Below are 25,972 nucleotides of genomic sequence, written 5' to 3'. Positions count from 1 at the left end.
ATGAATCCACTACGCAGATTTATCCTTGCGGGATCAACGCTATGCGTCGTTGGCCTGATCTCCGGCTGCGCGACTAACGGCATGACTCGCTCCCCGTTTCTCGGCGATCGCGAGATTCTCGTTCCAACGCAGTTTGAAAATGTTTTGCTATACAGGGCGCCCGGATTCAGTTGGGGGTGTTGCACTGAAGTAGTCGTAGATGATGCCTTGGTCGCAACGAACTCGGGTGTCATAACGGGGCTAGACGCGGAACAGCAACGAGAGATCCTAGGCTATACCTCTGCAGAGCTGCGATCGTACTTTGCGGCATCTCTTGCTACTAGTGCATCAGATCGAATCCGAATACGTGTGGCGATCACTGAACTGCAGACACCTAACAGAGCAGTCAATGCGCTTACAACACTACTTGTTGGGCCTGTGACAACGGGTGGTGCAAGCCTGGAGTTTTTGGCAGAGGACGATCGAACAGGTCACCGCGTATTGGCTGCCAGCTGCTTTGAGCATGGCAGTCCAATTGCAGATTTTGCTTCTTCCTACTCATTGTTGGGCCATGCGAAGAATTCAATTCGTGCATGTATCGAACACGTCGGTAGCGTCTGGCGCGATGAGAGCCCTTGACACATGGACAATAAGCTAAATCTCTTCCGCAGTTGCAAAACACCTCGTTCTGGCATGCTGTGCGCGAGAATCCTGACTGTTGCTGCCCTGGGGATTTTGAGTGGCTGCTCTAGCTTTCGCCCCTGGGTCAATGTGGCACAGATAACCGAGGCGCAGCAGGACGACTACAGAACAGGGCCTGTGGTGGTTGCGGTCACGCTGTCGGGAGGCGGAGCACGCGCGGCCGCATTTGGTCTGGGCGTGCTCAAGGAATTAAAGCGCACAGAGTTCACGCTAGACGGACGACCAACGACGCTTCTCGATGAGGTTTCAATCGTCAGCGGCGTCTCGGGAGGAAGTATTCTCGCAGCGCACTACGCTGCCTTTGGTGATCAAACCTTAGAGCGATTTGAACCAGACTTTTTGTTGAAGCCCTTCGAGTCGACCCTGCTCAAACAAGTCTTTTATCCAAATAACTTGTTCAACCTCACCTCTCCTTGGTTCGGACGCACGCACATATTGGCACACCGGTTCGACGAACTATACGAAGGCATGACATTTGGTGATGTCCGCAAGAATCCGAAAGCGCCGAGCTTACTGATCACGGCGACGGACCTAACAACCGGCGCACCTTTCGACTTCACCCCAGAGCAGTTTTCGCTAATCTGTTCGGATCTGAACAGTGTGCCATTGTCCTTTGCTGTGGCGTCGTCATCGGCCGTTCCGATCATCCTGTCCCCGATGACGCTACGCAATTTTTCCGACCGATGCGGTAAAGCGCTTTTCCCACCGGATGGCGAAGCATCCAGTAGCACTGATTTTCGTATTCAGCTGCTGCGGCAAAGCACAGATGGCTACCTAGATGCCAAGGCGCGCCCTTACATTCATTTGGTAGATGGCGGGGTCAGTGACAACCTAGGCATACGATTGATGATCGATAGGCTAATGGCTAATGGCTCAATCTATAACTCTTTTTCTGGTGTGCCTCGACATTCGATTCGTCGCATTGTCTTGGTTGCGGTGAACTCTGCCCGCGATCTGGCAACAAGGGTTGACCTTAGTGATGAAGTGCCGTCGACCGGAGAAGTCCTGGAGACGTTGCTCTATGGCGCTGGCGCGCGCGAGACTCAAATAACGCTTTCCTTGCTGGAAAACGACATCAAGCGAATTGCAGCGGAGCTTGATGAAAATCGAAACCAGGAAGACAGTCCATTCTCTCCCGACGTCGAAATCCATCTCATCACTGTCAGCCTGCGGGACCTTGAAGAACCAGACATACGCACTTCACTGCTTCGTGTGCCAACAGCTTTTACGATCGAAGCGCTTGACGTACGTGCTCTTCAAGATGCGGGCGCTGCCGCTCTACGTTCGTCAACTGCATTCCAGGGGCTGAAGCAATCGTTGGACCATTTGGACAAGCGCTGAGGCATGCACATTGAGATGTTGGCATCTCTGGGTATCCCCTGGGGATAGCTTAAAAAGACGTTGCTTGTACGCGCTTAGCTCTTCTTAAGCAGGTCACGCAATCGTTCGATGTGCTTACGGGCCAGTTCTGGTGGCACAACATTTCGTGGCTCTGCCGGTTGAAGTGACGCCGGAGGGGGGGCTGGCTTGACCTGACCAGCCCAAGCATTGAATTCGCCTCGAATAGCGCGCTGAACAATGCCAAACAGATAACCGGCCGGATTACGGATTGATGTGCCTTTACAGCGTGCGTCCCATTCGTCAAGGACGGCTTGGCGCATGGGCTCTTCGACCTGTTGAAGCGCCACCATCACCCCTCCTTGTTGTTCGGGCTTGAGATCGGAGAAACGTTTTGGCCATTGCAGGCTGTTCAGCGCCCGCGCCCGCGCGGTAGTACGTATTTCATTAATACTTTCCTTACGTACTGTACGGTCCTCCTTCGGATTCCGAAGAGAGGCGTTTTGCGCGGGTTTCGCTCCTGCTTCGGATTCCGTAGCCGGTGCATCGGCATTCCGAAGAAAGCGGTCCGAGCCTTCTTCGGAATCGTGGCTGGTGTCGTCCTGTGAATAACTTTCGGTGAGCCAGCCGCCCTTGGTCATGCGTTGTGTAAGCACCTGCAGGCGCGTTGGCAACTCTCGGCCGCTGAGCATCGGGTCTTCGGCAATATCCTTGAGCGTCTGGACACCAACGGCCTGAACTGCCTTTGCTGAATGGCCCAGCGCCTGGCTGACCAAGCCCAGGTAGTCAGGATCCAGTTGCATGGCTTCGAATGGCGTCAAGGGTTCGTCGTGCAACACGTAGAGGTTCCCTTGTATGCGACCTGTCGAGGCATCGCGTCGCCGGCGGACGAGGCTAAGCCAGCGTGTCAGGCGTAGTAGAGTCAGAGCCCGTGCGACGGTTTCATGCGAGGCTTGCGGGCCACAAGGCATGGACGCCAGCCATGGACGCAGTTGCTCGTAGGTAGGGAATGCGGTGAGCCCATCGTCGTTGAGCAGCAAACGAAATACTTGCCAGGCGTTTCGTTCCAGTGGTGTAAGCCGTCGATCAAGAAACAGCGAACGGGGCACGCTTTCGTGCCGGTTGCCGCTGTACAGGAACCCGTCCGTGGGGGTAGGCGCTGGCGCGGTCTGCTGTTGGGCCGCAAGAGTTTTCAACGCGCCATCGAACAGGTCCGACAGCGGAACAGGGCCACGGCGTTGAGACCCATCTTCCACTGCCATGAGCTAAACCAGTCCCTGGTCGATCCAGGACTTGATGGTGGCCCAGATCACCGACAGAGGTAACGCCATACCTTCGGCAAGATCCATGGCGACCGACAGGAGCGAAACCTCACTGTCGCGGTCTACAGTCTGCCGCGCAGTTAGCTCCTTCCAGCGCCGCCACAGCTCTGTATCTTGTGTCTCGTCCAGTACAGGATGCCGGCCTTTTCGCTTCGGCAGGTTGAGGATCTCGCGGCGCAGGGCGACTTCCTGATGGGTCAGGCCGTAGAAGCGGCTGACCATCTCAGTGCTCGCGCCCAGACGCAGCATACGGTCAACGGTCGCGATTTCCTTCTCTACGTCCAAAGCCTGAGTGAGCAGGCGACGTAGCACCTCGCGATTGATGGAGACGGAGCACCAAGACACGGATGCATTGGCCAAAACGCTGATGAGGGCCGGATGCTTGAGTGCGTCCAAGTCGTCATCGCCAAACCCCATCGCCTTACAACGACGCAACTGCCCATTGCGCAGGTCATGGAGGGCCTGAGCTATGACGGCTTGGTTGAGCGGATGGGGGGGCGACATGGCTAGCCTCCTTTGCTCATGCCGTGATCGTCGCCACCGGACTCAAGATCCAGCAGGCGGCGAGCCAGACGCAGCAGTCGGAACAGCTTGACCAGCGCGGTGTCACTCAACCGCTTGGCGAGGTCACCCTTGCCGTGCAGAAGCTGCGGCAGGGACTGAGGGAGACGATCCAACTCCGCGGCAGACCCTTGCCCGCAAAGGGACGCCAAAAGCATCCAGGCCCCCGAGGCGGCTTCAGTTTCACCGGTTTTTTCCGGCAGGCATCGGAATCCAATGCCGTAGTCGCATGGTGCGATACAGTCGACAAGCGAAGCCTCGTTCGCAATTTCTCGCGCAAACTGAGCAATGTGGACGCGAAGATACTCGGGGGCGTCGAGGCCGGGATCGATGTACCAGACATCTGAAATCGGATAGAGCCCACCCGCCTGGACGGGAATCGCCTGCAGCACGTTTTGCTCGAAGTCTGGCGGAAGCGCATCGCCCAACTGCCCCGCGACGAGGCGCTGTATCGATTGCAAACGTTCAGTCGTTGGTGCGCGGGAGACAATGTGATCTTGTAGAAATGCTCCTGCAGCATTGTTTCCGGTCGAAGTCTCGTCATCGGCTGATTTTTGATCGGAGGCTGCCGTGGTAGGTGGTGTCGAATTTTCGGGCGACCGAACTGAAGGTCGAGGGGATGTATCGGGAGCCGTTTTGGGGATTTCAGACGGATGGTCACTTGAGCCGGAAGGCGAGGTTTTCCTTGTCTCACTTGCTTCGCTAAGCACTCCTGTCTCATGCTGTGGGAAGGTGGACGGCTCGCTGATCAAGGCGCGATGGCGGTTCTCGCTCTCATTGAGATCCAGGCTCAGCGTGTCATAGTTGATGCTCAGGAGCTCCGCCATTTGACCGATGAGCTCGTCTTGCACTCGCTGGGCGGAAAACTCGTCCGGCTGAACGTCAAACTGTGCCAGCACGTCTTGAAAGAAATCCTCAAATCCCAAGGTTAGTTTTCGCTCGGCGGCGTAGCGATCCCAGATGCGCTCACTGGCCTTGCGCATTACTGCAATGCGCTCCACCTGATGGCGGCCCAAGCCGCCGTAAAGAACGTTCGGGATAGCCGGAAGGAGATAGTGAACCGCATCTCGCATGCGACTGATGTGCGATTGCTGGACGGGATATCCGTCAGCTGAAAGCCTCCTTGCTAGCTCCGACTGGCTCAACGTGCTGCCAGCCTCCTGTTCGTAGAACTCTCGCGCCTTTTCGACACCGAGGGCTCGTTCGATGAACGTCAGCCCCCCGCGTAGCTCGTTCTCCGCCAGGTGCCCGGTAAGGGCGACTATTTCGCCACGCTCCGGCCAAGGACGGAATTGGCATGAGATGCGATAGAAGCGCTCTTGCTTGGTCTCGGACCACAGCTCGCGCAGGATCGCCAGCCGGGTGTTGCCGCCGTTGCGGATGACATAGTGCTCTTGGCCAGGTCTGCGGGTGATCGCAGGTGGAGCATCGAGGCCCCGTTCGCGGATGGATGCCTTGATGTCCTCGTAGGCCGGGTTGCGTTTGACGCGGGGGTCATGGTCATACGAGCGCAGTTGGTCTAACGTCACCACCATGGGCGTATCGGCGATCGGGTCGCTCAGTGCGGAGGCGCTTGGGCCGTTGCGTGGAAAGCCCGCAGCGAGCAGTTTTTCAGCCATGTCCTTCTGGGTCATTTCAGCCATGGCTGGCTCCCGGAACAGCGGCCCGTAAGTGGTCTACTGCCTCTCGCTCTGCGCGTCGGATTTGAGCACGTGCATTCAATCCCGCGCGATGGTCGCTTGCAGTTGAGCTGGTGTAGATCGGCGAGCAGCCGGTCTTGGTGAATTTCAAGTGGCCACCGGGTGTGCGTTTGACATGCCAGCCTTCAGCCAGTGCAAACTCAATCAACGCTTTCAGCCTCTTGTGACCGCGGGCCAACTCATGCGCGTTCGCCATTGCCGGCCTCCTTTATCTCAGGAGTCTTGCCGGTGACCAATGCGAAGTGCTCTTGCCAAGTTGGTAGCAGTTCGCTGGCTAGGGCTCGCATGGTTTCCAGTGCAGCGGGTGCGACGCGGCCCAAAGGTTGCCGATACTCGACTCGATGCACCGGCAGGCCCCGCGTTGACGCACGCGGATAGGCCTCGATAGCCGGAACATTGGTATCCAGAACGCGCGCACCAGCGTGTCCCAGGAATACATCGCGCAAGGCCTGTTGGATCAGCCTGGCATTCGATGACACGGGGTGAACACGGTTGATCAGCAGATGCAGCGTAGGCGGCTCGATGCCTAGATGACGATAGGGCGCAATATCCTCAATCAGTTGAAGAGTACCCCGACGCAACTCTCGCGCCGCCAGGATCTCGGGTGTGACGGGCGACAGCGCCATGTTCGATGCAAGAATCGCCATCTCCAGCATGACGCTACGCGCGCCCTGGGTGTCGATAAGCACAAGGTCATACCGAGTGGCAAGCGTTGGTAGCAGATGACGTAGGCGCAATCGGCCATCTGGCGCATGCAGCAACAATGTGTTGAGTTCGCCGCGATCATCGTTGGACAGCACCAAGTCCAGTCCGTCAATCACGGTGCGGGAGATCAACTGCTCTGGACGGCGCTCGTTGAAGGCAAGTAGCTCATAGATGCCTCCGACCGCTCGGTGCGCTAGTTCGAAGTACGATGATAGGGTCGGCTGTACATCAAGATCGATCAGCAGCACGCGCAACCCGGCGTCTGCGACCAATCCACCGAGATTGGCTGCGGTGGTTGTCTTGCCGACCCCGCCTTTGGTTGAAATGATGGAGACAACCTGCATGGCTCTCTCCTCAGGCGTCGTGTGTATGTGGGGACGGGGGCACCCGGTTCTTCAGGCGATCGCTGATCCAGATATCGACTTCGACTGAGTCCCAGCCGACCGCCCGTACGCCAAGGCGCAAGGCTTGCGGAAACTGGCCCTTCTTCATGAGGGCATAGATGTGCGCGCGCTTGAAGCCCGACTTGGCTTCGACCTCATCAAGCCGCAAGATGCGGCGTTCGCCTGGCTGCAGTACCGGTGTCTGCGACATGTTGGTCACTCCTTAACGCTCAGTGGCGTTTGTTGGCGTGACCTCTATTCAATAGACATGGCTGCTGAAGTACATTGCAAATGCAATTTCCGGAGTTGCAGATACAAGCTTGCCTAACTGCCACGAACGCGGTTTCGGTGAGAGGGGCCGCGTTCTACTAGCTGGAGTCGCGGAGCTTTCTGCGCGCCAGAGCGAACTTGCCATTCAGCGTACGCTCGGTGATACCCATAGCTCCGCTGTGATGAGCAATCAGGGCTGAGACGACAGCCTCTTGGGTCCTGAAGCATGAGTAGGCCGCTCCTGCTGGTGATTGACCCAGCATCAGATCGAGCATTCCCCCAACTATGTTGAGGTATGTAGACTCAGCCCGTTCGGTGATGGGACATTGGCTGCAAGCAGGGATGCGAGATGCTTGTTTCAGTAGCCCGTCATGGCTTTCTTGTAGCGCCTGCAACTTACGACGGCAGTGTTCTAACTCGGCCTTCAGTGCTTGACGCTCGATCAGCATCGCCTGACCTGTTTCTAGGGTGATAACGGGGTGCACGATTCGCTCCGCCCGGCTGAACAGGAAGCCCGGACGGTGCTCCGGGTAGTGCATCTGCATCCACCTTTTGAGGTCAACGTGTCTGATTGTCAAATCGCTGGTGCCAAGCAGCGACTCGTCATTGAGTGTGATGCCCTCTCGGCCGTACGGGAGATCGCCGTTGACGATCGCATCATAAATGCGATCGTTGCACAGCATTAACTCTTCCCAGCGCGGGCATTCTAGCCTCGTGGGCAGACATCGCAGCGAAGAAATCGCGGACAAAATAGCTTGCTTGTATCTCAGAAGACCTGCCCATCGGATGGCTGCTTCGATGGGGCGATAGAACACCTTAGACCTTGGCGGATCCTTATGCATGCATCAAGCTCCTTTGGGGAGTGCTACATCACTTACTCCTCTGCTACCGACTGCGCGTCGGTCCGATGATGTTGCTGAGTTAATTTCTTCAGGATCCTGCATCTCGATGCCCGAGTGCAGGGCTGCGTTGTATTCGACGAATGGGCAAGCCAGTCATCAATGAAAAGACGATGCCCTGGAGTCGGCGAACGGTGTGTTTTCACAAGTGGTACGTGTCCGCACATGCCAGCGTTATGGAGGCAGCCTGCTCCGGCAAGACCATTTAGGTCTCCTCTGTCCCCCTGGAGGTCTATGTTGGCCGTCGGTGGCTTGTAAAACTGGTCGCTTAGCACCCGGGGCTCTTGGGTGAGACCGAGCGCGAATGCTGTTAGACCAAATTCGACACAGAGAGAATTTCACGACGATGGTGGTGATCGCCTAACGCGACATGATCACATGTGCTGCTCTAAGGTGTCGGGGCATCTTCGCTACGTCTCCCAGTCTCAAGCTGGGCAAGGTTCCATGGGCAAGTGACGTGCTCCACGATGCAGATTCTTCGCTAGGCTACAGATGTCGCGGGCATGTTGTTGCCCGCTGCTTTGCAACACGGTCACAGGCTTAGCGGTTGTCCGTGTTCACGCGGTGCACCTGCTGTCTCTATCCTAGAGCAGAAGCCAGAAAGAGTATCTGTTGCCCTGACCAAGAACTACAGCCGGAGCATGGCCCAAAGTCTTGGTGGTGACTTCGAGGATCGTTCCTTTGCGTAGCACGAGGGGCGATCCGTAAAGCTCAGAGTGCGGATTCCACGGTCATCTGGCCACCCATTCCATGAGCATCTGACCACCGATTCCACGGTGATCCGGCCACCCATTCCACGCGCATCCGGCCACTGATTCCACGGCCATCCGGCCACCCAACCGGGTAGGCAGCTACGCAGGATTTCTTCACTACCATCGACCTCTTTTTCGAAGCAGAGAGGTTGTCGTGGAGCGTTTATCCATGCGTAAGATTCGCGAAGTACTACGTCTCAAGTTCGAGGTCGGACTATCGGCTCGCCAGATTGCGGTCAGCGTGCAGGTCGGTCGTGTCACCGTCGGCGACTACCTCAATCGTTTTGCCGCCAGCGGCCTCACCTGGCCCTGTTCGTTGTCCGATGCCGAGTTGGAGCAGCAACTGTTCCCGCCGGCCCCGACGGTTGCCAGTGAGAAGCGGCCTTTACCCGATTGGGCATGGGTGCATGCCGAACTGCGCCGCCCCGGCGTAACCCTGGCGCTGCTCTGGCAGGAGTACCGCCTGAGCCAGCCGCAGGGCTTTCAGTACAGCTGGTTCTGCGAGCACTACCGGGCCTGGCAGGGCAAGCTGGACGTGGTGATGCGCCAGGAACATCGCGTCGGCGAGAAGCTGTTCGTCGACTACGCCGGGCAGACGGTGCCGGTGATCGACCGCCACAGCGGCGAGATCCGCCAGGCGCAGGTGTTCGTCGCGGTGCTCGGCGCATCCAGCTACACCTTCGCCGAAGCCACCTGGTCGCAGCAGCTGCCGGACTGGCTGGGCTCGCATACCCGCTGCTTCGCCTTCCTCGGTGGCGTGCCGGAGATCGTGGTGCCGGACAACCTGCGCAGCGCGGTGAGTAAGAGCCATCGCTACGAGCCGGACATCAACCCGAGCTACCGCGATCTGGCCGAGCATTATGGCGTGGCGGTGGTGCCGGCGCGGGCGCGTAAGCCGCGCGACAAGGCTAAGGCCGAGGTCGGCGTGCAGGTGGTCGAGCGCTGGATCCTCGCCGCGCTGAGGAACCGCCAGTTCTTCTCCCTGGACGAACTCAACAGCGCCATCGCCTTATTGCTGGAGCGGCTCAACCGACGACCGTTTCGCAAGCTGCCGGGCTCCCGGCAGTCGGCCTTCGAAGCTCTGGATCGTCCGGCGCTGCGCCCCCTGCCGGAGCAACCCTACGTCTACGCCGAGTGGAAGAAGGCGCGGGTGCACATCGACTACCACGTCGAGGTCGATGGGCATTACTACTCGGTGCCGTATCAACTGGTGAAGAAACAGCTGGAAGTACGGCTGACGGCGCGCACCGTCGAGTGCTTCCACGCCAATCAGCGGGTGGCCAGCCACCTGCGCTCACCGCACAAGGGCCGGCACAGCACACAGGCCGAGCACATGCCCAAGAGCCATCGCGAGCACGCCGAGTGGACGCCGCAACGGCTGATCCGCTGGGCTGAGCAGACCGGGCCGAACACCGCCGGCGTGATCAGCCACATCCTCGAACGGCGCATCCACCCAACCCAAGGCTACCGGGCCTGCCTGGGCATCCTGCGCCTGGGCAAGACCCATGGCGAAGTGCGCTTGGAGCTGGCCTGCCGACGCGCCCTCAGCCTCGGCGCGTGCAGCTACAAGAGCCTCGAATCGATCCTGCGCCAGGGGCTGGAAAACCTGCCGCTGGCTCAAGCCAACCTGCCCCTGCTGCCGGACGACCACGCCAACCTGCGCGGCCCCGGCTACTACCACTGACCCCAAGGAATCCCATCATGCTGCCCCATCCGACCCTGGACAAGCTGCAAACCCTGCGCCTGCACGGCATGCTCAAGGCGCTGAACGAACAACTGAAAACCCCGGACATCGACAGCCTGAGCTTCGAGGAACGCCTCGGCCTGCTGGTCGACCGCGAGCTGACTGAACGCGACGACAAGCGCCTGAGCAGCCGCCTGCGCCAGGCCCGGCTCAAGCACAGTGCCTGCCTCGAAGACATCGACTACCGCAGCCCGCGCGGGCTGGATAAGGCGCTGATCCTGCAACTGAGCGGCGGCCAGTGGCTACGCGACGGCCTCAACCTGATCATCAGCGGCCCCACCGGCGTGGGCAAAACCTGGCTGGCCTGCGCCCTGGCCCACCAGGCCTGCCGAGAGGGCTACAGCGTGCGTTACCTGCGCTTGCCGCGCCTACTGGAGGAGTTGGGCCTGGCTCACGGCGACGGGCGCTTCGCCAAGCTGATGAGCAGCTACGCCAAGACCGACCTGCTGATCCTCGATGACTGGGGTCTGGCCCCGTTCACCGCCGAACAGCGTCGCGACATGCTGGAGCTACTGGATGATCGCTACGGCCAGCGCTCGACCCTGGTCACCAGCCAGATGCCGGTGGACAACTGGCACGAACTGATCGGCGATCCGACCCTGGCCGATGCCATCCTCGACCGCCTGGTGCACAACGCTTATCGGATCAACCTCAAGGGCGAATCGATGAGAAAGCGGGTGAAGAAATTGACGACACCGGGCACCTCAGACTAACAATGCAACCCCTGCGTCGCTGCGCTCCGACTGCCCGGCCGGATGGCCGTGGAACAGGTGGCCAGATGGCCGTGGAATGCCTGGCCAGATGAGAGCGGACTGGGTGGCCGGATGGCGTGGAATCCGCACTCAGAGGTCGGGCTCCGGAGACGAGCATCCTCGGTTGACTTCTTTTTGCTCGCGACAACTGGCACCTGATGAGCAGCATCTGGGCATTAAGAAGCTGCCGATGCGACGCGACGTCGTGGGCCAAGGGCCAGGTGAGATTGCATGTGCTAGATGCTCATCGGAACGGCGGCGAGCTTGAAGGGTGACCTGCATGGCGAAGGCACCATCGGTCGGCGTACGGAAGGGCGATCGTTCTCACGTTCTGTGCCACTTCGTTGGCCGTCACTGGCGGTTGATGGAAATTTTTGGAGCGACTTCGTTGACGGTGCGCGAAAACGAGGCTAGAATCGTGGCTTCACTGATTTGCACAGTGAAATGAAAGCGAAGGAAATCAAAGACTTATAAGCTTAGTGCTTGTCTCGTTTCCCGCTCCATTCCTTGGAATGGCCCGACTCGATGAGGCTGGATGGCAGAGTGGTTATGCAGCGGACTGCAACTCCGTGTACGCCGGTTCGATTCCGACTCCAGCCTCCACTCCCCGATTTCCTGTACTGCCCGACACCGTGCCGCCCGGATGGCGAAATTGGTAGACGCAAGGGACTTAAAATCCCTCGGTGGCGACACCGTGCCGGTTCGAGCCCGGCTCCGGGCACCAGCCATCAGCCGATGCGCTAGTCGATACCTCTGCGGGGCAAACGCTTGATGAATCTGCCGCCCCTGCGCGACCCCTTCTTTACCTACCGCTATCGTCGCCGACTGCATGTCCTGCGCGTGCTGCTGGCGCTGACGACCACCTTTATCATCATCCGCCTGTTCGCGATCCCCCACTCCGGCTGGGCGCTGGTCAGCACCGTGATGGTGATGGGCAACCTGCCACATATCGGCGGTGTGCTCGACAAGGGGCGCCAGCGGCTGCTGGGCACCGTGCTCGGCGCGGCCTCCGGCCTTCTGCTGATCCTGCTGCCCATCGACCTGCCGCTGCTGATCCCCGCCGGCAGTCTGGTCGCCATCGGCATCGCCACCTGGCTCACCTTCGGCAATCGACACGGCTATAGCGGCCTGATGTTCGCCATCAGCCTGCTGCTGGTGGTCGGCGACGGCAGCCACGCCCTGGATGTGGGACTGTGGCGCGCCTTCGACGTGCTGCTGGGTACCCTGGTCGGCATCGTGATCACGGTGCTGGTACTGCCCCAGAAGGCCACCGACATGATGCGCTTCATGCTGGCCGAGAACCTCGATCGCATGGCGCGCCTGTTCCACGTGCACACCACCGCCTCGGCGGCCCTGGATATCGATACCCGCGCCCTGCTCAAGGCCGCCAGCTCGGCACTGGTCAAGCAGCGCGGCCTGGTCGATGCCATCCATCGCGAACGCCGCCTGCGGCGCGACGAGCTGGATGACATCATCTCCCTGCAGCGGCGCATGCTCTCGACCATCGAGCTGCTGCTGGAGACCCACTGGAACACCCGTGCCGGCCATGATCGCATCGAGGCGATGGAAGGGCTGCGCGACGAACAGCACCGCCTCGCCCGGGAGCTGGGCACCCTGGCCTATCAGGTGCGTACCGGCCAGCCCATCGCGGTCGAGATCAGCCAGTTCGACCTCCAGCGTTACGCCCCGCTCGCCACCACCGCGGTCAGTGCGCAGGGACGGGCGCTGTTCAGCCCCAGCGGCTACCTGTGGCTCAACCGCGAGCTGGCACGCCTCACCGAGGCCCTGGTCACCCGCCTGGGTGGCCTGACCCGCCTGCCCAGCCGCCGCCTGCGTCGCGCCTCGGGGCGCAAGTGGGCGCGCCGCCACACCGCCACGCCCGACAGAGGAGCGCAAGATGTCCCACGCCAACCATGACGTGCTTATCATCGGCGGCGGTGTCGCCGGCCTGGTACTCGCCCTGGAAGTGGCCGACCAGCGTGGCGTGACCCTGCTGCGCCCCGCCAGCGACGACCGGGGCGCCAGCCGCTGGGCCCAGGGCGGCATCGCCGCGGTACTCTCCCCCAGCGATGATATCGAGGCGCATATCCAGGATACCCTGGTGGCGGGCGACGGCCTGTGCGACGAGGCCGCGGTGCGCTTCACCGTGGAGCAGGGGCCGGCGGCCATCCAATGGCTGCTTGGCCTGGGCGTGCCCTTCACGCGGGATGCCAGCCCCGGGGCCGACTACCCCTACCACCTCACCCGCGAGGGCGGACACGGCGCGCGACGCATCATCCACGCCGCCGACGCCACCGGGCGCGCGCTGATGGATACCCTCAAGGCCCATGTCGCGGCACACCCGGCGATCCACATCCGCGACGACCTCACCGCCATCGGCCTGCTTAAGGACGATGCCGGCCGCTGCCGAGGTGCACGCTGTCTCGACACTGACGGGCAGCCGATCGACCTGCCGGCCCACGACACCGTGCTGGCCACCGGCGGCGCCAGCGGCCTCTATCGCCACACCACCAGCCCCCAACCGGCCAGTGGCGAGGGCATGCTGATGGCCGCGGAGCTCGGTGCCACGCTGATGAACCTGGAGTTCCAGCAGTTCCACCCGACCTGCCTCTACGATCCCCAGGGCACCCCCTTCCTGATCAGCGAGGCGGTGCGCGGCGAGGGCGGGCGGCTGCTCAATATCCACGGCGAACGCTTCATGCCGGCCATCGACCCGCGTGCCGAACTGGCGCCGCGAGACGTCGTTGCGCGCGCCATCGACGCCGAGATGCAGCGCACCGGAAGCGAGCATGTCTTCCTCGACGTTCGCCATCTGGGCGAGGCGGCGATCCGCGAGCACTTCCCCACCATCCACGCCCACTGCGCCGACCGCGGCATCGATATCGTCAAGGTCCCGATCCCGGTGGTGCCGGCGGCCCACTACAGCTGTGGCGGGGTAGCCACCGACCAGCATGGCGCCACCGACGTGGCCCACCTCTTCGCCGTGGGCGAGGTGGCCTGCACCGGCCTGCATGGCGCCAACCGCATGGCCAGCAACTCGCTGCTGGAGTGCCTGGTGTTTGCGCGCAGCTGCGCCGCCATGCTGCAGGATGCCTCGCGGGTGCCGCTCGTCAGCGCGCCTGCCACCCGGGCCAGGGCCGAGGCGGCACCGGCGGCACTCGCCGAGTGGCGCGAGCGCATGCGCGGCGTGATGAGCGCCCGGGTGGCCATCGTGCGCCGTGACGCCGGACTGGCCGAGGCCGCAGAAACGCTGGCCGAGCTGCAGCAGGAGATCGCCGAGGTCGCAGGACGCGGCCAGCCGGCCGCGGAACTGGTGGGACTGTGGCATTCGCTGCGCCTGGCGCGGCTGACCGTGGCCAGCGCCCGGGCACGCCGCGAGTCTCGCGGCCTGCACTACAACCCGGACTGCCCGCACCACGGCGCCCCCCTTCCCCGTCCCTCCCGGATCCAGCTAAGCGACCTCGTCTGAGCGGAGCCGCAAGCACGGTGACTGGCCAGGCCGGTGGACGGCACCGGAGCGTGAGTCGGCCTAGTGGCGAACCAGATAGCGGCGCAGTTCCCGATGGGCAGACGGCGAGCAGCTATCGGGCCACAGCCACAGCCGCCTCCCATTCAGACGCAGCCCGATCAGCCAGGGCCCCAGGTAGTCACAGCGCAGGCTGATCGGTCGCGAGGCCGTGTCCCCTGCATCCCGCCATTTCCACTGCAGCCCTCCGCCGGGCAGGGCCTCGGCACTCAGTTCCCCCTGAGGCTGGTCACGCACGCACCACAAGGTGATGGCCCCCAGGCCGAGTGCCACGGGGAGCCACCACCAGAAAGCAAGAACTGTCGCGAGGAGGCCGGCCACCGCAGCGGCCGGCAGGAGATGGACCAACAGAGCCAGCCTAGACCGGCCGATGCGACACGCTGTCGGCGCTCTCGGCATGCTCGATGATCATCTGGACGATGCGCCGACGCACCGGCTCCGCAGGGAGCTCGCGGCGCATCAGCCACATGAAGAGGTCCTGGTCCTCCTCGTCGATCAGGTCGCGGAACGCGGCCTGGTCGGCGGGCTCCAGGGCGTCATAGCGCTGTTCGAGGAAGGGCACCAGCAACAGGTCCAGCTCCCACATGCCGCGGCGGGAGTGCCAATAGAGCCGCTTGCGCTGTGCCGTCTCCGGGCTTGATGGTTCGTTCAAGGTCGACCTCGCCTTTGCCTTGGGGTGTGGCGCCAGTATAACCGAGGCGGCGCGGCGACACAGCTGACGCCGGTCACGGATCGAGGTCTCTACCTATGGTCGTAGTGCGTTGTTTTGTCTCGTTTTGCCGAGTATGCTTGAAATAAAACAACAGCCGCGCCGCCAACGGAGACCCGAGATGACCAAGTCCGAGCTGATCGAACAGATCGCCATGCGTCAGCCCGAGCTGTCGCTCAAGGAAGTGGAATCGGCGGTTCGGCTGATTCTCGAGGATATCACCGAGACCCTGGCCGCCGGGGGGCGCGTCGAGATACGCGGTTTCGGAAGCTTCTCGCTGCATTACCGCGAACCCCGCATCGGGCGCAATCCCAAGACTGGCGAACCGGTCGCGCTGGACGGCAAGTTCGTGCCACACTTCAAACCCGGCAAGGAGCTGCGCGAGCAGGTAGACGACAGCCGCGTGCTGGGCTACTGAGCCCGGCGCTCCTCTCTCCCGACCCAACTCTTACTTCACAGGGGACACTTCGCATGCGTTGGCTAAAAGGCCTGATCCTGGCCATCATCCTGCTGGCGGTTCTACTGGTCGGCATCCTGTTCGCGGTGAACAATCGCGAGGCCCTGCCGCTAAACCTGATCTGGATCGAGCTGCCGCCCGCCTCGCTGTCGGTCTGGCTGCTGGCCTCACTGGCGGTTGGCGTGCTGCTGGGCATGCTGGCCATGAGCGGCGTCTACCTGCGCCTGCGCGCCCTGTTGACCCGCGCCCAGCGCCACAATCAGCAGCAGCGCAAGGAGCTCGACAAGCTGCGTGTCCAGGAGCTGAAGGAACTCCCCTGATATGCCCGATGCCCTGCTGCTGACCATTCTGGTGGCAGCCGTCGCCATCGGCTGGTGGCTGGGCCGCCGCGAACGCAGCAAGCCGAACGATCCCGCGCCTCCGCAAGGACTGGCGCGGGATTATTTCGTGGGCCTCAACTACCTGCTCAACGACCAGCAGGATCGAGCCATCGAGACCTTCGTCGGGGCGCTGCAGGTCAACAGCGAGACCATCGATACCCATATCACCCTGGGCAACCTCTTCCGCAGCCGCGGCGAGGCTGACCGGGCGATGAAGATTCACCAGAACCTGCTGGCCCGACCCAGTCTGACGCCTGTCCAGGGCGAGCGCGTACAGCTGGAGCTGGCCCGAGACTTTCTCTCCCTGGGGCTGCTGGATCGTGCCGAACGGTTACTCAAGGGGTTGCTGCGCGATACCCATGACGACGGGCTGCGGCGATCGGCACGCCGGCTGCTGGCGGACCTCTTCGAACGCGAGGGCGAATGGTCGGAGGCCTTCGCGGTGGCCACCCCCCAGCTGATCCGCGAGGATCAGGAAGTGCGGCGTGCCGCGGCCCACTGGCTCTGCCAACTGGCCGAGGAGGAGCGCGCCAACGCCACTCCGGTGCTGGCCCGCCGCCACCTCAAGCAGGCCCTCAACGTCGACCCGCGCTGCGTGCGCGCCAACCTGCTGCTGGCTTCCCTCGAGCACGACACGGGCCACTACCGCCAGGAGATCACCCTGCTGTCGCGAATCCCCGCCCAGGACGCGGCCTTCACCCCGACCCTGCTGGAGCCACTGAGCAATGCCTACCGCCTGCTAGACGACGAGGATGGCCTGATACGCCACCTCCACGACCTGCTCGAGGAGACCCCCTACACCAGCGTGATCATCCAGTTGGCCGAGACCATCCGCCATCACCAGGGCATCGAGCCCGCGATCGCCCTGGTCAGTGAACAGCTCAATCGCGAGGCGAGCCTGGGAGCGCTGGACTACCTGATCGACCTCTACCACCAGCACAGTCACGGCGAGGCGCTGGAACAGTTGGCCCTGCTCAAGCGCCATACCGCCACCCTGCTCGAGCAGCTGCCTCGCCACCGCTGTCGCCGCTGCGGCTTCACCGGTGACCAGTTGCACTGGCAGTGCCCGCGCTGTCGTAGCTGGGGCACCACCCGCCCGATCACCGGCATCGAGGGAGAGTAGCGGCTAGTTGAGCTCGGCCTCGATGGCGGCGAGGGCCTCCATGGGCTCCTCCGCCTGGGTGATCGGGCGCCCTACCACCAGGTGGGTGCTGCCCGCGGCCATGGCATCCCCCGGCGTCATGATGCGCTGCTGGTCGCCGACCTGGGCGAAGGCGGGGCGAATGCCCGGCGTCACCTTGAGGAAATCGTCGCCACACAGCTCGCGCAGGCGGGCAGACTCCTGGGCCGAACACACCACACCGTGCATCCCGCTGTCGCGGGCCAGAGTCGCCAGGCGCTCCACCTGTGCGGCGGGCGAGACGCCCACACCCACCTCGGCCAGGTCATCGGCCGTCATGCTGGTCAGAACGGTCACCGCGATCAGTCGTGTTCCAAGACCGTGGCGCTCCAGTCGCTCCCGGGCCGCCTCCATCATGCGTCGCCCTCCACCGGCATGGACATTGACCATCCAGACCCCCTGCTCCGCCGCGGCATGCACGGCGCCGGCCACGGTGTTGGGGATGTCGTGAAACTTGAGGTCGAGGAACACCTCGAAGCCGCGCCCGTGCAAAGCCTCCAGCACGTCGGGGCCGCTGCGGGTGAAGAGCTCCTTGCCCACCTTGAGGCGGCAGCGTGCCGGATCGAGACGGTCGGCCATGCACAGGGCGGCATCCAGGGAGGGGTAGTCGAGGGCAATGATCAGAGGGGAATCGGTAGACACGAACCGGGCTCCGGGCAAGAGGAAATCGTCGCCAGAGTATACCAGCCATGGGCGATATGGGCGGTGCGAGATCACCGAAGCGAGACCGACGTTCTGTCCTACGTGCTGCACGCCAGAACGACGACGCAAAGACGACCTGTCCCACAGAGTGGCGGGCATAAGCCCCACGGGAATATCTTCCCTCCGGGACTAGCTTGAAGAGGCACCCGCGAAGGATGCGACTACAACAACGGAGGAAGTGACAATGAAAAACAGGATTCACGCCCTCTTCGGGGCCTGCCTGGTCGCGCTCATGCTGGGGCTCGCACCGCTCGGCGCCATGGCCCAGGAGGTAGAGCCGATCAACGTCAACACGGCCGGCGCCGAGCTGCTGACCGAACTACCGGGAATCGGGCCGAGCAAGGCAGCGGCTATCGTCGAGGACCGCGAGGCCAACGGCCCCTACGAGAGCGCCGAGGACCTCACACGCGTCAGCGGCATCGGCGACGGTACGGTAGCCAACCTGGAGGACCAGGTAACCTTCTGATCCTGCGCTCCATGGGCGGCCAGCGGACGGCCGCCACCGAATCCCACCTGCCTAGCCGTGGATCACAGGCGCAGGCCGCCGTCACACTCGATCACGCGACCGGTAAAGTAGTCGTTCTCGAAGATGAACTGCACGCTCTGGGCGATATTCTCCGGCTGGCCAAGCCGCTTGAGTGGCACGCCGGAGGTCAGCTTGTCGAGCATGTCCTGGCGCATCGAGGCAGTCATCTCGGTTTCGATGAAGCCCGGGGCCACGGCACCGACACGGATACCATGGCGTGCCAGCTCCCTGGCCCAGGTGGTGGTGAGGGCCACCACGCCGGCCTTGCAGGCCGCATAGTTGCTCTGCCCCATGTTGCCGGCTCGCGAGATGCTGGAGATATTGACGATCACGCCCTCGTTGCCCGCCTCGACCATCTGTGCCGCCGCCTCGCGCCCGCACAGGAACACGCCGGTCAGGTTGACGTCGATCACCGACTGCCACTGCTCGAGGGACATGGTCTTCTCGACCTTCCCGTCCCGTGCCTTCACCAGCAGGGCGTCACGCAGGATACCGGCGTTGTTGACCAGGCCGCTGACCGGCCCCAGGGAGTCAGCGATATCGGCGAAGGCCTGCTTCACGGAGGCCTCGTCGGCCACATTGGTGACGAAGGCGCGCGCCTCGACGCCGGCTCCATGGAGCCCCGTGACGGCCTCGTCGAGGGTCGCGGCATCGGTATCGAGCAGGGCCAGGCGGGCCCCCTGACGACCCAGCATGGCGGCCATGGCCAGCCCCAGGCCGCGGGCGCCACCGGTAATGGCGATAACGGAATTCTGCAGTTGCATCGTGATTCCTCCGGGAGATGGTGGGTCAACGGTAGATGCCAGGCACTGTAGCAGACTTGTGTGCAGCGCATCATGACACTGTGACTAAGCTTATAATCCCGCCTTTGTCTCCCGCCGGCCAGTGATGCCGACCAACGCTTGATTTCCCCGCCTTCGCCCCCATCTCACCGTGAACGTCATCATGGGAGGCCACATGCCCTTTCTCCTTATCTTCACGCTGTTTGCCCTGCTCGACTTCGTCATCCTCTTTTCGGTGGGCAGCCAGATTGGCCTGCTCACTACCCTGTTGCTGGTGCTGGCCACCGGCTTCATCGGCCTGCACCTGATCCGCCGCGAGGGCGCCGCCACCTTTGCCTGGGCCCGGGAGCGCCTGGAGCGCGGCGAAGTGCCCTCCGGCGAGCTGCTGACCGGCGCTGCCCTGATCTTCGGTGGCGCCCTGCTGATGGCGCCGGGCTTCGTCTCCGACGCCCTGGGCTTTCTGTGCCTGATCCCCGATGCCCGGCGCCTGATGGGCAAGCTGCTGGCGTGGCTTGGCATCCGTACCCAGGGCTTTCATGTCCACAGCGAGGGTTTCACCAGCGCCTCTGGTAACGGCGCCGGCAAGCCCCGGGACGACTGGGCACAGGCCGACGAGGGCCGCCACCGCCGCGGCGCCGACGAGCCGGCGTCAGGGGATGCCGACGACGGCGTCATCGAGGGGGAGTTCATCTCCCGGGACGAGCGCCGCGGCTGATCCGGCCAGATCGGCAAAAAAATTTCCGGAGGGGCCTTGAAAGGCCATGGGCTAGCCCCACTTACACGTCAGCAACAGGTTTCGGCGCGACTCTCGCGCCATTGACACGGAAGGCGTCCGACGCCTCCCCTCGCTGCCTCGGTGGCGAGGTCGTGATACAAACCGCCGGATCATCGGCACATGAACCATCAGGAGAACGTGAGCAATGAACATCCGTCCCTTGCACGATCGCGTCATCATTCGTCGCGTTGAGGAAGAACAGAAAACCGCTGGCGGCATCGTGCTCCCGGGCAGCGCCCAGGAAAAGCCGACTCGTGGCGAAGTGCTCGCCGTCGGTAACGGCCGGATCCTCGACAACGGCGACGTCCGCGCTCTCGACGTGAAGGTCGGCGACACCGTCATCTTCAAGGATGGCTTCGGCGTCGAGAAGCAGAAGATCGACGGCGAAGAAGTCCTGATCATGAGCGAGTCCGACATCCTGGCCGTAGTCGAAGGTTGAGCTGAAGGCTGAGCGCAGGCCGCTCACGCCTTGCACACTGAGAATTCTGACGTTCACGTATTGAAAGGAAGATAGCGAACATGGCAGCGAAACAAGTCAAGTTTTCCGATGATGCCCGCAAGCGCATGGCGCGCGGTGTCGACCTCCTGGCCAACGCGGTCAAGGTTACCCTGGGTCCGAAGGGCCGCAACGTGGTGATCGAGAAGTCCTTCGGTGCCCCCACCGTCACCAAGGACGGCGTCTCCGTGGCCAAGGAGATCGAACTGAAGGACAAGTTCGAGAACATGGGCGCCCAGATGGTCAAGGAAGTCGCTTCCAAGACCTCCGACGTCGCCGGTGACGGCACCACCACCGCCACCGTGCTGGCCCAGTCCATCGTGACCGAAGGCCTCAAGGGCGTCATCGCCGGCATGAACCCGATGGACCTCAAGCGTGGCATCGACCAGGCCGTGGTCGCCGCCGTCAAGGAGATCGAGGCCCTGTCCGTGCCCTGCACCGACTCCAAGTCCATCGCCCAGGTCGGCACCATCTCCGCCAACGGCGACAAGCGCATCGGTGAGATCATCGCCGAGGCCATGGAGAAGGTCGGCAAGGAAGGCGTGATCACCGTCGACGAGGGTCGCGGCTTCGAGGACGAGCTCGACGTCGTCGAGGGCATGCAGTTCGATCGCGGTTACCTGTCGCCCTACTTCGTCACCAACCAGGACACCATGGCGGTCGAGCTGGAAGACCCCTACATCCTGATGGTCGACAAGAAGATCTCCAACATCCGCGAACTGCTGCCGACCCTCGAGGCCGTGGCCAAGGCCGGCAAGCCGCTGGTGATCATCGCCGAGGACATCGAGGGCGAGGCGCTGGCCACCCTGGTGGTCAACACCATGCGCGGCATCGTCAAGGTCGCCGCCGCCAAGGCGCCGGGCTTCGGTGACCGCCGCAAGGCCATGCTGCAGGATATCGCCATCCTGACCAATGGCACCGTGATCTCCGAGGAAGTGGGTCTGGACCTCGAGCAGGCCACCCTGGACCACCTGGGTACCGCCAAGCGCGTGACCATGTCCAAGGAGAACACCACCATCATCGATGGCGCCGGCAACGACGCCGACATCGAGGCCCGCGTCAACCAGATTCGCGCCCAGATCGAGGAGACCTCCTCCGACTACGATCGTGAGAAGCTCCAGGAGCGCGTCGCCAAGCTGGCCGGCGGTGTCGCCGTGATCCGCGTCGGTGCCGCCACCGAGGTGGAGATGAAGGAGAAGAAGGCGCGCGTCGAGGACGCCCTGCACTCCACCCGTGCCGCGGTCGAGGAAGGCGTGGTGCCTGGCGGTGGTACCGCCCTGGTGCGCGTGCTGACCAAGGTTGCCGGCCTCAAGGGTGACAACGAGGACCAGACCCACGGCATCGCCATCGCCGTGCGCGCCATGGAGGCCCCGCTGCGCCAGATCGTCACCAACGCCGGTCAGGAAGCTTCCGTCATCCTGAACCAGGTCAAGGCTGGGGAAGGCAACTACGGCTACAACGCCCAGACCGGCGATTACGGCGACCTGTTCGAGATGGGTGTGCTGGACCCGGCCAAGGTGACCCGCAGCGCGCTGCAGTCCGCCGGCTCCGTGGCAGGTCTGATGATCACCACCGAGGCGATGATCGCCGACGATCCGGACGAGAAGGAAGCCGCTCCGGACATGGGTGGCATGGGCGGCATGGGTGGCATGGGCGGCATGATGTAAAGATCCCCCACCCTGCCCCAGGCACTGCCCATATAGGCAAGCCCTGAGACAGACCCCGCCGGTGCAAGCCGGCGGGGTTTTTGCTTTAAGATACCCTTCCGCTCATCACCTGACGCCAGCCGCCTGCCCATGCTTTCGAACATCCGCATCGTCCTCGTCCAGACCTTCCATCCCGGCAATATCGGGGCCGCCGCGCGGGCCATGAAGACCATGGGTCTGACCGACCTGGTGCTGGTCAATCCCCGGCAGTTTCCCGATCCCGAAGCCTCGCGGCTCGCCGCGGGGGCCGAGGACCTGGTGGAAGGAGCCCGGGTGGTCGGCTCGCTGGCGGAGGCCGTGAGTGATTGCGTGCAGGTGGTGGGCGCCAGCGCGCGGCTGCGGAGCCTGCCGCTGCCGCACTTCGACGAGCCCGACGAGATGGCGCGTGATGTGGTGGAGAATGCCGCCCACGATCCGGTGGCGCTGGTATTCGGTCGTGAGCGCTTCGGCCTCACCAATGACGAGATCGGCCTGTGCAGCCACCAGGTGAGCATTCCTGCCAACCCCGACTACGGCATCCTCAACCTCTCACAGGCGGTGCAGGTGCTCGCCTACGAGACGTTCAAGGCCTGGCGACGGCGACCCGAAAGCGGCTACCGACCGACCCTGCCCGCCGAGGAGCGCCAGCCCAGCCGCGAACAGGTCGGTCATTTCCACGACCATCTGGGCCGGGTGATGCAACGCAGCGGCTTCATCACCCAGCCCCATGCGCGCACCGAGGCACACCTGCATGCGCTGTTCGCCCGTGCCCAGCCCTCCCGCCGCGAACTCTCGCTGCTGCGCGGGCTGCTCGCCTCGCTGGAGGGCCACCTGCCCGAGGAGTGAGGAGTGAGAGGTGAGCGGTGAGGAGTGAGGGGTAACAAAGGGCGGCACGCAGGCCGCCCTTGGGACTCGATGATATCCCCCCTCACAGGGTCATCGCCGCCAGCCAGCCGAAGGCGATCAGCGGGATGTTGTAGTGGATGAAGGTGGGCACAACGCTGTCCCAGATATGATCATGCTGACGGTCGACGTTGAGGCCGGAGGTCGGCCCCAGGGTGGAGTCGGAGGCCGGCGAACCGGCATCGCCCAGCGCCGCGGCCGTACCGACCAGGGCCACGGTGGCCAGCGGCGAGAAGCCGAACTGCACCGCCAGGGGCACGAAGATGGCGGCGATGATCGGGATGGTGGAGAACGACGAGCCGATGCCCAGGGTGATGAACAGGCCCACCAGCAGCATCAGCAGCGCGGCCAGGCCGCGATTGTCACCGATCACCTCGACGCTGGACTCCACCAGGGTCTCGATCTGGCCGGTGGCGGTCATCACCGCGGCAAACCCCGATGCCGAGATCATGATGAAGCCGATCAGAGCCATCATGCGCATGCCGCTGGTGAAGAGGTCGTCGGCCTCGCGCCACTTGAAGATGCCCCCCACCGAGAGCAGCGCGAAGCCCACCAGCCCGCCGAGGATCATGGAACCGGTCCACAGCTGGATGCCCAGGGCCGCCACAATGGCAACGACTGACATCAAAAGGCCCAGGGCATGAGGCTCATGGGTTTCCGGATGGTGATGCGGCACGTTGCTTGTCGCCACGTCCAGCGCCTCATAGTCACGCGGCTTGCGATAGCTGAGGAACACCGCCACCAGCAGGCCCAGCGCCATGCCGCCCACCGGTACCCCCATGGCCAGGGGCACCATGCCGCGAGTGATCTCGAGCCCCAGCGCCTCGCCGGCCTGGTTGATGTTGGCCAGCAGGATATCGTTGAGGAAGATCGCCCCGAAGCCCACCGGCAGCAGCATGTACGGTGCGGTAAGGCCGAAGGTCAGCGCACAGGCCACCGCACGACGATCGAGGCGCAGCTGGTTCATCACCTTGAGCAGCGGTGGGATCAGGATCGGAATGAAGGCGATGTGCACCGGAATCAGGTTCTGGGAGGAGATCGCCACCAGCAGCACCGCGCCGAGCAGCAGATACTTGACCACCGCCTGGCGATTTGCCGTGGCCTCCTGGCCCAGCAGGCCGATCAACCGCCGGGCCAGCAGGTCCGGCAACCCGGAGCGCGAGATCGCGACTGCAAAGGCACCCAGGGTGGCATAGGCCAGGGCCACCTTGGCCCCGCCACCCACGCCGTCGTTGAAGGCGCCGAGGGTCTCCTCCACGGAGAGTCCCCCGACCAGGCCGCCCACCAGCGCCCCGACCACCAGGGCGAAGACGACAGAGACCCGTGCCAGTGACAGTCCGACCATCACCAGCACCGCAATGATTACCGCATTCATGGCAGGTTTCCCCGAACAAGGAATTGAATTGAGACGAAACGGCGCAGGATTCTACCAGAAGCGCCTTCTTCGCGCCCGGGGCTACGTAGCGGGATGTCATGGAATCGACACGCGACGGTCACCGCGCTGTTACCTGCATCGGCGATAAAGGGAGGCGTCCAGCAGGACACGGCAAGGGACACTGCCACTTCTCCGCCACGGATGCGCCAGGGCTGGACGCCCTGCAGGGAGCTTGGCAGCAGGATGCTGCCCATGGAGGCCCTATCGCCACGGCACCCGCCGTGGCGTTCTTCGTTATTGCGACGCGTTGACCTCTTCAGGCTGGAGCGCACTCGCCTCCCACCCAGGCACGCCCTGGCGAATCCTTCGTGAGAAGTCGGGATCATCGTGGGCAGCGACGGCGCGCCGGGTGATATTACCGCAGCGCTTGAGCTCGTTCAGCGGAAAGCCTGGCACCAGGCCACCATGATCATGGACATAGCCGGGCAGGAGTCCGCTTAGCAGCAGCCGATGGTCCAGCGGCAGCCCCTCGATGATGCGTCGCATCAGGGCGTAGACCAGGGTGGTACAGTTGGCGGTGATGGTGTGATAGAAGCGCGGCTCACGCTCCAGCCGGTTGGCCTGCTCCACCAGTGCCAGCAGCAGCTCGCGACGCTCGTGCTGGCCGAGCAGAACCCGATAGAGGGTCACCGCTTCGCCGCGCACGTTGCTGCGCAGGCGCACCGCGTCACGCTCATCGGCGGCGATGATCGCCAGCTCGAAGCGCTTGAAGAACCCGCCGATCTCCGAGAAGGGCTCATCGCGCTCGCGACGCACCTCCACCGAGAAGGCGACGAAGTCGTCGACCTCGCCGGCCTCGTCGGCGAAGCCGAAGGAGAGCAGCACGTGGGCAATACCCGGGCGACCCCAGCCGGAGACGAACAGATCCAGCGAGGCCAGTCGCCGGAGGTCATACTCACGCCGCTCCCAGGCCACCTTGGCCTGGTCACGGCTGAGCCAGTCGAAGCAGCGCACATGGTCGAGAACCAGCCGCTCGCCCTGGCGGTGGCCGGTCGCCAGGTACGCCACATCGTCGGCCCACGCCAGATCGCTTGCCGGTGCCAGTCGCCGCCACCAGCCCAGCAGCAGCGCCATGCTCACCGCCATCACCAGGGTCGGCCCCAGCCTGGCGCCCTGCCAGTGCCACACCAGGCAGAGGCCACCCAACAGTAGCCAGGCAAGGGCGGAGAGACGGCGAAGGGAAATGCCGGCGGGAAAGCGATGCAGCAGCGCGAGGCCGCCCCATAGCGAACACGCCAGCAGCACCAGGCGCAGGGCGAGATCGAGCAACAGCGACATGGGCGGACTCCCTTCGGCCTGTCGCCAGGCT

At 63.2% G+C, this 25,972-nt stretch carries 27 protein-coding genes and 2 tRNA genes; 16 read left to right on the top strand and 13 right to left on the bottom strand.

The genetic code is table 11. The features are described from left to right. Both LWH48_RS02115 and LWH48_RS02110 read left to right on the top strand, forming a co-directional pair. Positions 1-618 (top strand): DUF3313 family protein, encoded by a 618-nt coding sequence (locus LWH48_RS02115; protein WP_023098641.1) that lies wholly within the window; start codon positions 1-3, stop codon positions 616-618. 3 nt (positions 619-621) lie between these two features. Continuing rightward, a complete protein-coding gene (locus LWH48_RS02110) occupies positions 622-2,022 on the top strand; it encodes a patatin-like phospholipase family protein (RefSeq protein ID WP_023098642.1) in 1,401 nt (466 codons plus the stop codon). Between the two features lie 74 nt (positions 2,023-2,096). Here the strand turns inward: LWH48_RS02110 and LWH48_RS02105 are convergent, their stop codons facing one another. From LWH48_RS02105 to LWH48_RS02075, 7 genes are all read right to left on the bottom strand, one after another. Further along, positions 2,097-3,281 carry an STY4528 family pathogenicity island replication protein gene (locus tag LWH48_RS02105; RefSeq protein WP_023098643.1) on the bottom strand — a complete coding sequence of 395 codons (1,185 nt, stop codon included), beginning with the start codon at positions 3,279-3,281 and terminating at the stop codon, positions 2,097-2,099. 3 nt (positions 3,282-3,284) lie between these two features. Next, positions 3,285-3,845: a DUF2857 domain-containing protein gene (locus LWH48_RS02100; RefSeq protein ID WP_023098644.1), complete on the bottom strand. Its 561-nt coding sequence runs from the start codon at positions 3,843-3,845 to the stop codon at positions 3,285-3,287. A gap of 2 nt (positions 3,846-3,847) precedes the next feature. Next, positions 3,848-5,545: a ParB family protein gene (locus tag LWH48_RS02095; RefSeq protein WP_023098645.1), complete on the bottom strand. Its 1,698-nt coding sequence runs from the start codon at positions 5,543-5,545 to the stop codon at positions 3,848-3,850. Further along, the gene (locus tag LWH48_RS02090; RefSeq protein WP_074198446.1) at positions 5,538-5,798 is read right to left on the bottom strand and encodes a hypothetical protein; all 261 of its coding nucleotides are present in this window, start codon (positions 5,796-5,798) and stop codon (positions 5,538-5,540) included. The genes LWH48_RS02095 and LWH48_RS02090 overlap by 8 nt, the downstream gene beginning before the upstream one ends. After that, the gene (locus tag LWH48_RS02085; RefSeq protein ID WP_023098646.1) at positions 5,782-6,651 is read right to left on the bottom strand and encodes a ParA family protein; all 870 of its coding nucleotides are present in this window, start codon (positions 6,649-6,651) and stop codon (positions 5,782-5,784) included. The genes LWH48_RS02090 and LWH48_RS02085 overlap by 17 nt, the downstream gene beginning before the upstream one ends. Before the next feature lie 10 nt (positions 6,652-6,661). Then, positions 6,662-6,901 carry an AlpA family transcriptional regulator gene (locus LWH48_RS02080; RefSeq protein WP_023098647.1) on the bottom strand — a complete coding sequence of 80 codons (240 nt, stop codon included), beginning with the start codon at positions 6,899-6,901 and terminating at the stop codon, positions 6,662-6,664. Positions 6,902-7,058: 157 nt separating this feature from the next. Next, positions 7,059-7,802: a hypothetical protein gene (locus LWH48_RS02075; RefSeq protein ID WP_023098648.1), complete on the bottom strand. Its 744-nt coding sequence runs from the start codon at positions 7,800-7,802 to the stop codon at positions 7,059-7,061. A gap of 978 nt (positions 7,803-8,780) precedes the next feature. Between LWH48_RS02075 and istA the strand changes: the two genes are divergently transcribed. From istA to nadB, 6 genes are all read left to right on the top strand, one after another. Next, positions 8,781-10,295 carry an IS21 family transposase gene (gene istA, locus LWH48_RS02070; protein WP_232911111.1) on the top strand — a complete coding sequence of 505 codons (1,515 nt, stop codon included), beginning with the start codon at positions 8,781-8,783 and terminating at the stop codon, positions 10,293-10,295. A 17-nt stretch (positions 10,296-10,312) separates the two neighbouring features. Next, the gene (gene istB, locus LWH48_RS02065) at positions 10,313-11,068 is read left to right on the top strand and encodes an IS21-like element helper ATPase IstB (protein ID WP_232911110.1); all 756 of its coding nucleotides are present in this window, start codon (positions 10,313-10,315) and stop codon (positions 11,066-11,068) included. Positions 11,069-11,636: 568 nt separating this feature from the next. Continuing rightward, a tRNA-Cys gene (locus LWH48_RS02060) sits at positions 11,637-11,710 on the top strand. Positions 11,711-11,744: 34 nt separating this feature from the next. After that, a tRNA-Leu gene (locus LWH48_RS02055) sits at positions 11,745-11,831 on the top strand. Between the two features lie 47 nt (positions 11,832-11,878). Then, complete coding sequence (locus tag LWH48_RS02050) at positions 11,879-13,024, top strand: FUSC family protein (RefSeq protein ID WP_232911109.1); 1,146 nt, start codon at positions 11,879-11,881, stop codon at positions 13,022-13,024. Further along, positions 13,005-14,576, top strand: coding sequence for an L-aspartate oxidase (gene nadB / locus LWH48_RS02045; RefSeq protein ID WP_232911108.1), 1,572 nt, complete (start codon positions 13,005-13,007; stop codon positions 14,574-14,576). The genes LWH48_RS02050 and nadB overlap by 20 nt, the downstream gene beginning before the upstream one ends. Positions 14,577-14,636: 60 nt before the next feature. Here nadB and LWH48_RS18350 read toward each other — a convergent pair whose 3' ends face one another. Continuing rightward, entirely contained in the window at positions 14,637-15,032 is a 396-nt protein-coding gene (locus tag LWH48_RS18350) for a protein YgfX (protein WP_332875601.1), read from the bottom strand. After that, positions 14,992-15,285, bottom strand: a complete 294-nt coding sequence (locus LWH48_RS02035; RefSeq protein ID WP_161432902.1) for an FAD assembly factor SdhE — start codon at positions 15,283-15,285, stop codon at positions 14,992-14,994. The genes LWH48_RS18350 and LWH48_RS02035 overlap by 41 nt, the downstream gene beginning before the upstream one ends. Before the next feature lie 178 nt (positions 15,286-15,463). Here LWH48_RS02035 and LWH48_RS02030 point away from each other — a divergent pair, with 178 nt between their 5' ends. The 3 genes from LWH48_RS02030 to lapB are packed head-to-tail and all read left to right on the top strand — an operon-like array spanning position 15,464 to position 17,302. Further along, on the top strand, positions 15,464-15,760 hold the full coding sequence (locus LWH48_RS02030; RefSeq protein ID WP_232911106.1) for an integration host factor subunit beta: 297 nt from the start codon (positions 15,464-15,466) through the stop codon (positions 15,758-15,760). A gap of 53 nt (positions 15,761-15,813) precedes the next feature. Further along, entirely contained in the window at positions 15,814-16,119 is a 306-nt protein-coding gene (locus LWH48_RS02025) for a LapA family protein (protein ID WP_232911105.1), read from the top strand. A gap of 1 nt (position 16,120) precedes the next feature. Beyond that, positions 16,121-17,302 carry a lipopolysaccharide assembly protein LapB gene (lapB, locus tag LWH48_RS02020; RefSeq protein ID WP_232911104.1) on the top strand — a complete coding sequence of 394 codons (1,182 nt, stop codon included), beginning with the start codon at positions 16,121-16,123 and terminating at the stop codon, positions 17,300-17,302. A gap of 3 nt (positions 17,303-17,305) precedes the next feature. Here lapB and pyrF read toward each other — a convergent pair whose 3' ends face one another. Continuing rightward, positions 17,306-18,001 (bottom strand): orotidine-5'-phosphate decarboxylase, encoded by a 696-nt coding sequence (gene pyrF, locus LWH48_RS02015; RefSeq protein WP_161432898.1) that lies wholly within the window; start codon positions 17,999-18,001, stop codon positions 17,306-17,308. Between the two features lie 244 nt (positions 18,002-18,245). Between pyrF and LWH48_RS02010 the strand changes: the two genes are divergently transcribed. Continuing rightward, on the top strand, positions 18,246-18,527 hold the full coding sequence (locus LWH48_RS02010; RefSeq protein ID WP_232911103.1) for a ComEA family DNA-binding protein: 282 nt from the start codon (positions 18,246-18,248) through the stop codon (positions 18,525-18,527). A gap of 62 nt (positions 18,528-18,589) precedes the next feature. On the opposite strand, the gene LWH48_RS02005 is transcribed toward LWH48_RS02010, so the two are convergent. Beyond that, the gene (locus LWH48_RS02005; RefSeq protein ID WP_232911102.1) at positions 18,590-19,351 is read right to left on the bottom strand and encodes an SDR family oxidoreductase; all 762 of its coding nucleotides are present in this window, start codon (positions 19,349-19,351) and stop codon (positions 18,590-18,592) included. Positions 19,352-19,544: 193 nt separating this feature from the next. Here LWH48_RS02005 and LWH48_RS02000 point away from each other — a divergent pair, with 193 nt between their 5' ends. From LWH48_RS02000 to LWH48_RS01985, 4 genes are all read left to right on the top strand, one after another. Continuing rightward, positions 19,545-20,084 carry an FxsA family protein gene (locus LWH48_RS02000; protein ID WP_232911101.1) on the top strand — a complete coding sequence of 180 codons (540 nt, stop codon included), beginning with the start codon at positions 19,545-19,547 and terminating at the stop codon, positions 20,082-20,084. Between the two features lie 205 nt (positions 20,085-20,289). Next, entirely contained in the window at positions 20,290-20,583 is a 294-nt protein-coding gene (locus LWH48_RS01995; protein ID WP_161432894.1) for a co-chaperone GroES, read from the top strand. A gap of 80 nt (positions 20,584-20,663) precedes the next feature. After that, positions 20,664-22,307, top strand: coding sequence for a chaperonin GroEL (gene groL, locus LWH48_RS01990; RefSeq protein WP_161432893.1), 1,644 nt, complete (start codon positions 20,664-20,666; stop codon positions 22,305-22,307). Positions 22,308-22,436: 129 nt separating this feature from the next. Next, positions 22,437-23,171: an RNA methyltransferase gene (locus LWH48_RS01985; protein ID WP_232911100.1), complete on the top strand. Its 735-nt coding sequence runs from the start codon at positions 22,437-22,439 to the stop codon at positions 23,169-23,171. Positions 23,172-23,253: 82 nt separating this feature from the next. On the opposite strand, the gene LWH48_RS01980 is transcribed toward LWH48_RS01985, so the two are convergent. Both LWH48_RS01980 and LWH48_RS01975 read right to left on the bottom strand, forming a co-directional pair. Then, positions 23,254-24,603 carry a Na+/H+ antiporter family protein gene (locus LWH48_RS01980; RefSeq protein WP_232911099.1) on the bottom strand — a complete coding sequence of 450 codons (1,350 nt, stop codon included), beginning with the start codon at positions 24,601-24,603 and terminating at the stop codon, positions 23,254-23,256. Between the two features lie 294 nt (positions 24,604-24,897). Continuing rightward, positions 24,898-25,941 carry an Lnb N-terminal periplasmic domain-containing protein gene (locus tag LWH48_RS01975; RefSeq protein WP_232911098.1) on the bottom strand — a complete coding sequence of 348 codons (1,044 nt, stop codon included), beginning with the start codon at positions 25,939-25,941 and terminating at the stop codon, positions 24,898-24,900. Between the last annotated feature and the right edge of the window lie 31 nt (positions 25,942-25,972).

It is taken from the genome of Halomonas sp. G15 (genome assembly GCF_021282295.1).
GTDB classification, from domain to species: Bacteria; Pseudomonadota; Gammaproteobacteria; order Pseudomonadales; family Halomonadaceae; genus Halomonas; species Halomonas alimentaria.
This window is presented reverse-complemented; position numbering and strand designations above follow the sequence as displayed.

Bases quoted from the DNA above. Each gene is read 5' to 3' on its own strand.
- LWH48_RS02115 (WP_023098641.1), top strand. From the start codon at position 1: ATGAATCCACTACGCAGATTTATCCTTGCGGGATCAACGCTATGCGTC.
- LWH48_RS02110 (WP_023098642.1), top strand. From the start codon at position 622: ATGGACAATAAGCTAAATCTCTTCCGCAGTTGCAAAACACCTCGTTCT.
- LWH48_RS02105 (WP_023098643.1), bottom strand. From the start codon at position 3,281: ATGGCAGTGGAAGATGGGTCTCAACGCCGTGGCCCTGTTCCGCTGTCG.
- LWH48_RS02100 (WP_023098644.1), bottom strand. From the start codon at position 3,845: ATGTCGCCCCCCCATCCGCTCAACCAAGCCGTCATAGCTCAGGCCCTC.
- LWH48_RS02095 (WP_023098645.1), bottom strand. From the start codon at position 5,545: ATGGCTGAAATGACCCAGAAGGACATGGCTGAAAAACTGCTCGCTGCG.
- LWH48_RS02090 (WP_074198446.1), bottom strand. From the start codon at position 5,798: ATGGCGAACGCGCATGAGTTGGCCCGCGGTCACAAGAGGCTGAAAGCG.
- LWH48_RS02085 (WP_023098646.1), bottom strand. From the start codon at position 6,651: ATGCAGGTTGTCTCCATCATTTCAACCAAAGGCGGGGTCGGCAAGACA.
- LWH48_RS02080 (WP_023098647.1), bottom strand. From the start codon at position 6,901: ATGTCGCAGACACCGGTACTGCAGCCAGGCGAACGCCGCATCTTGCGG.
- LWH48_RS02075 (WP_023098648.1), bottom strand. From the start codon at position 7,802: ATGCATAAGGATCCGCCAAGGTCTAAGGTGTTCTATCGCCCCATCGAA.
- istA (WP_232911111.1), top strand. From the start codon at position 8,781: ATGCGTAAGATTCGCGAAGTACTACGTCTCAAGTTCGAGGTCGGACTA.
- istB (WP_232911110.1), top strand. From the start codon at position 10,313: ATGCTGCCCCATCCGACCCTGGACAAGCTGCAAACCCTGCGCCTGCAC.
- LWH48_RS02050 (WP_232911109.1), top strand. From the start codon at position 11,879: ATGAATCTGCCGCCCCTGCGCGACCCCTTCTTTACCTACCGCTATCGT.
- nadB (WP_232911108.1), top strand. From the start codon at position 13,005: ATGTCCCACGCCAACCATGACGTGCTTATCATCGGCGGCGGTGTCGCC.
- LWH48_RS18350 (WP_332875601.1), bottom strand. From the start codon at position 15,032: ATGCCGAGAGCGCCGACAGCGTGTCGCATCGGCCGGTCTAGGCTGGCT.
- LWH48_RS02030 (WP_232911106.1), top strand. From the start codon at position 15,464: ATGACCAAGTCCGAGCTGATCGAACAGATCGCCATGCGTCAGCCCGAG.
- LWH48_RS02025 (WP_232911105.1), top strand. From the start codon at position 15,814: ATGCGTTGGCTAAAAGGCCTGATCCTGGCCATCATCCTGCTGGCGGTT.
- lapB (WP_232911104.1), top strand. From the start codon at position 16,121: ATGCCCGATGCCCTGCTGCTGACCATTCTGGTGGCAGCCGTCGCCATC.
- LWH48_RS02010 (WP_232911103.1), top strand. From the start codon at position 18,246: ATGAAAAACAGGATTCACGCCCTCTTCGGGGCCTGCCTGGTCGCGCTC.
- LWH48_RS02005 (WP_232911102.1), bottom strand. From the start codon at position 19,351: ATGCAACTGCAGAATTCCGTTATCGCCATTACCGGTGGCGCCCGCGGC.
- LWH48_RS02000 (WP_232911101.1), top strand. From the start codon at position 19,545: ATGCCCTTTCTCCTTATCTTCACGCTGTTTGCCCTGCTCGACTTCGTC.
- LWH48_RS01995 (WP_161432894.1), top strand. From the start codon at position 20,290: ATGAACATCCGTCCCTTGCACGATCGCGTCATCATTCGTCGCGTTGAG.
- groL (WP_161432893.1), top strand. From the start codon at position 20,664: ATGGCAGCGAAACAAGTCAAGTTTTCCGATGATGCCCGCAAGCGCATG.
- LWH48_RS01985 (WP_232911100.1), top strand. From the start codon at position 22,437: ATGCTTTCGAACATCCGCATCGTCCTCGTCCAGACCTTCCATCCCGGC.
- LWH48_RS01980 (WP_232911099.1), bottom strand. From the start codon at position 24,603: ATGAATGCGGTAATCATTGCGGTGCTGGTGATGGTCGGACTGTCACTG.
- LWH48_RS01975 (WP_232911098.1), bottom strand. From the start codon at position 25,941: ATGTCGCTGTTGCTCGATCTCGCCCTGCGCCTGGTGCTGCTGGCGTGT.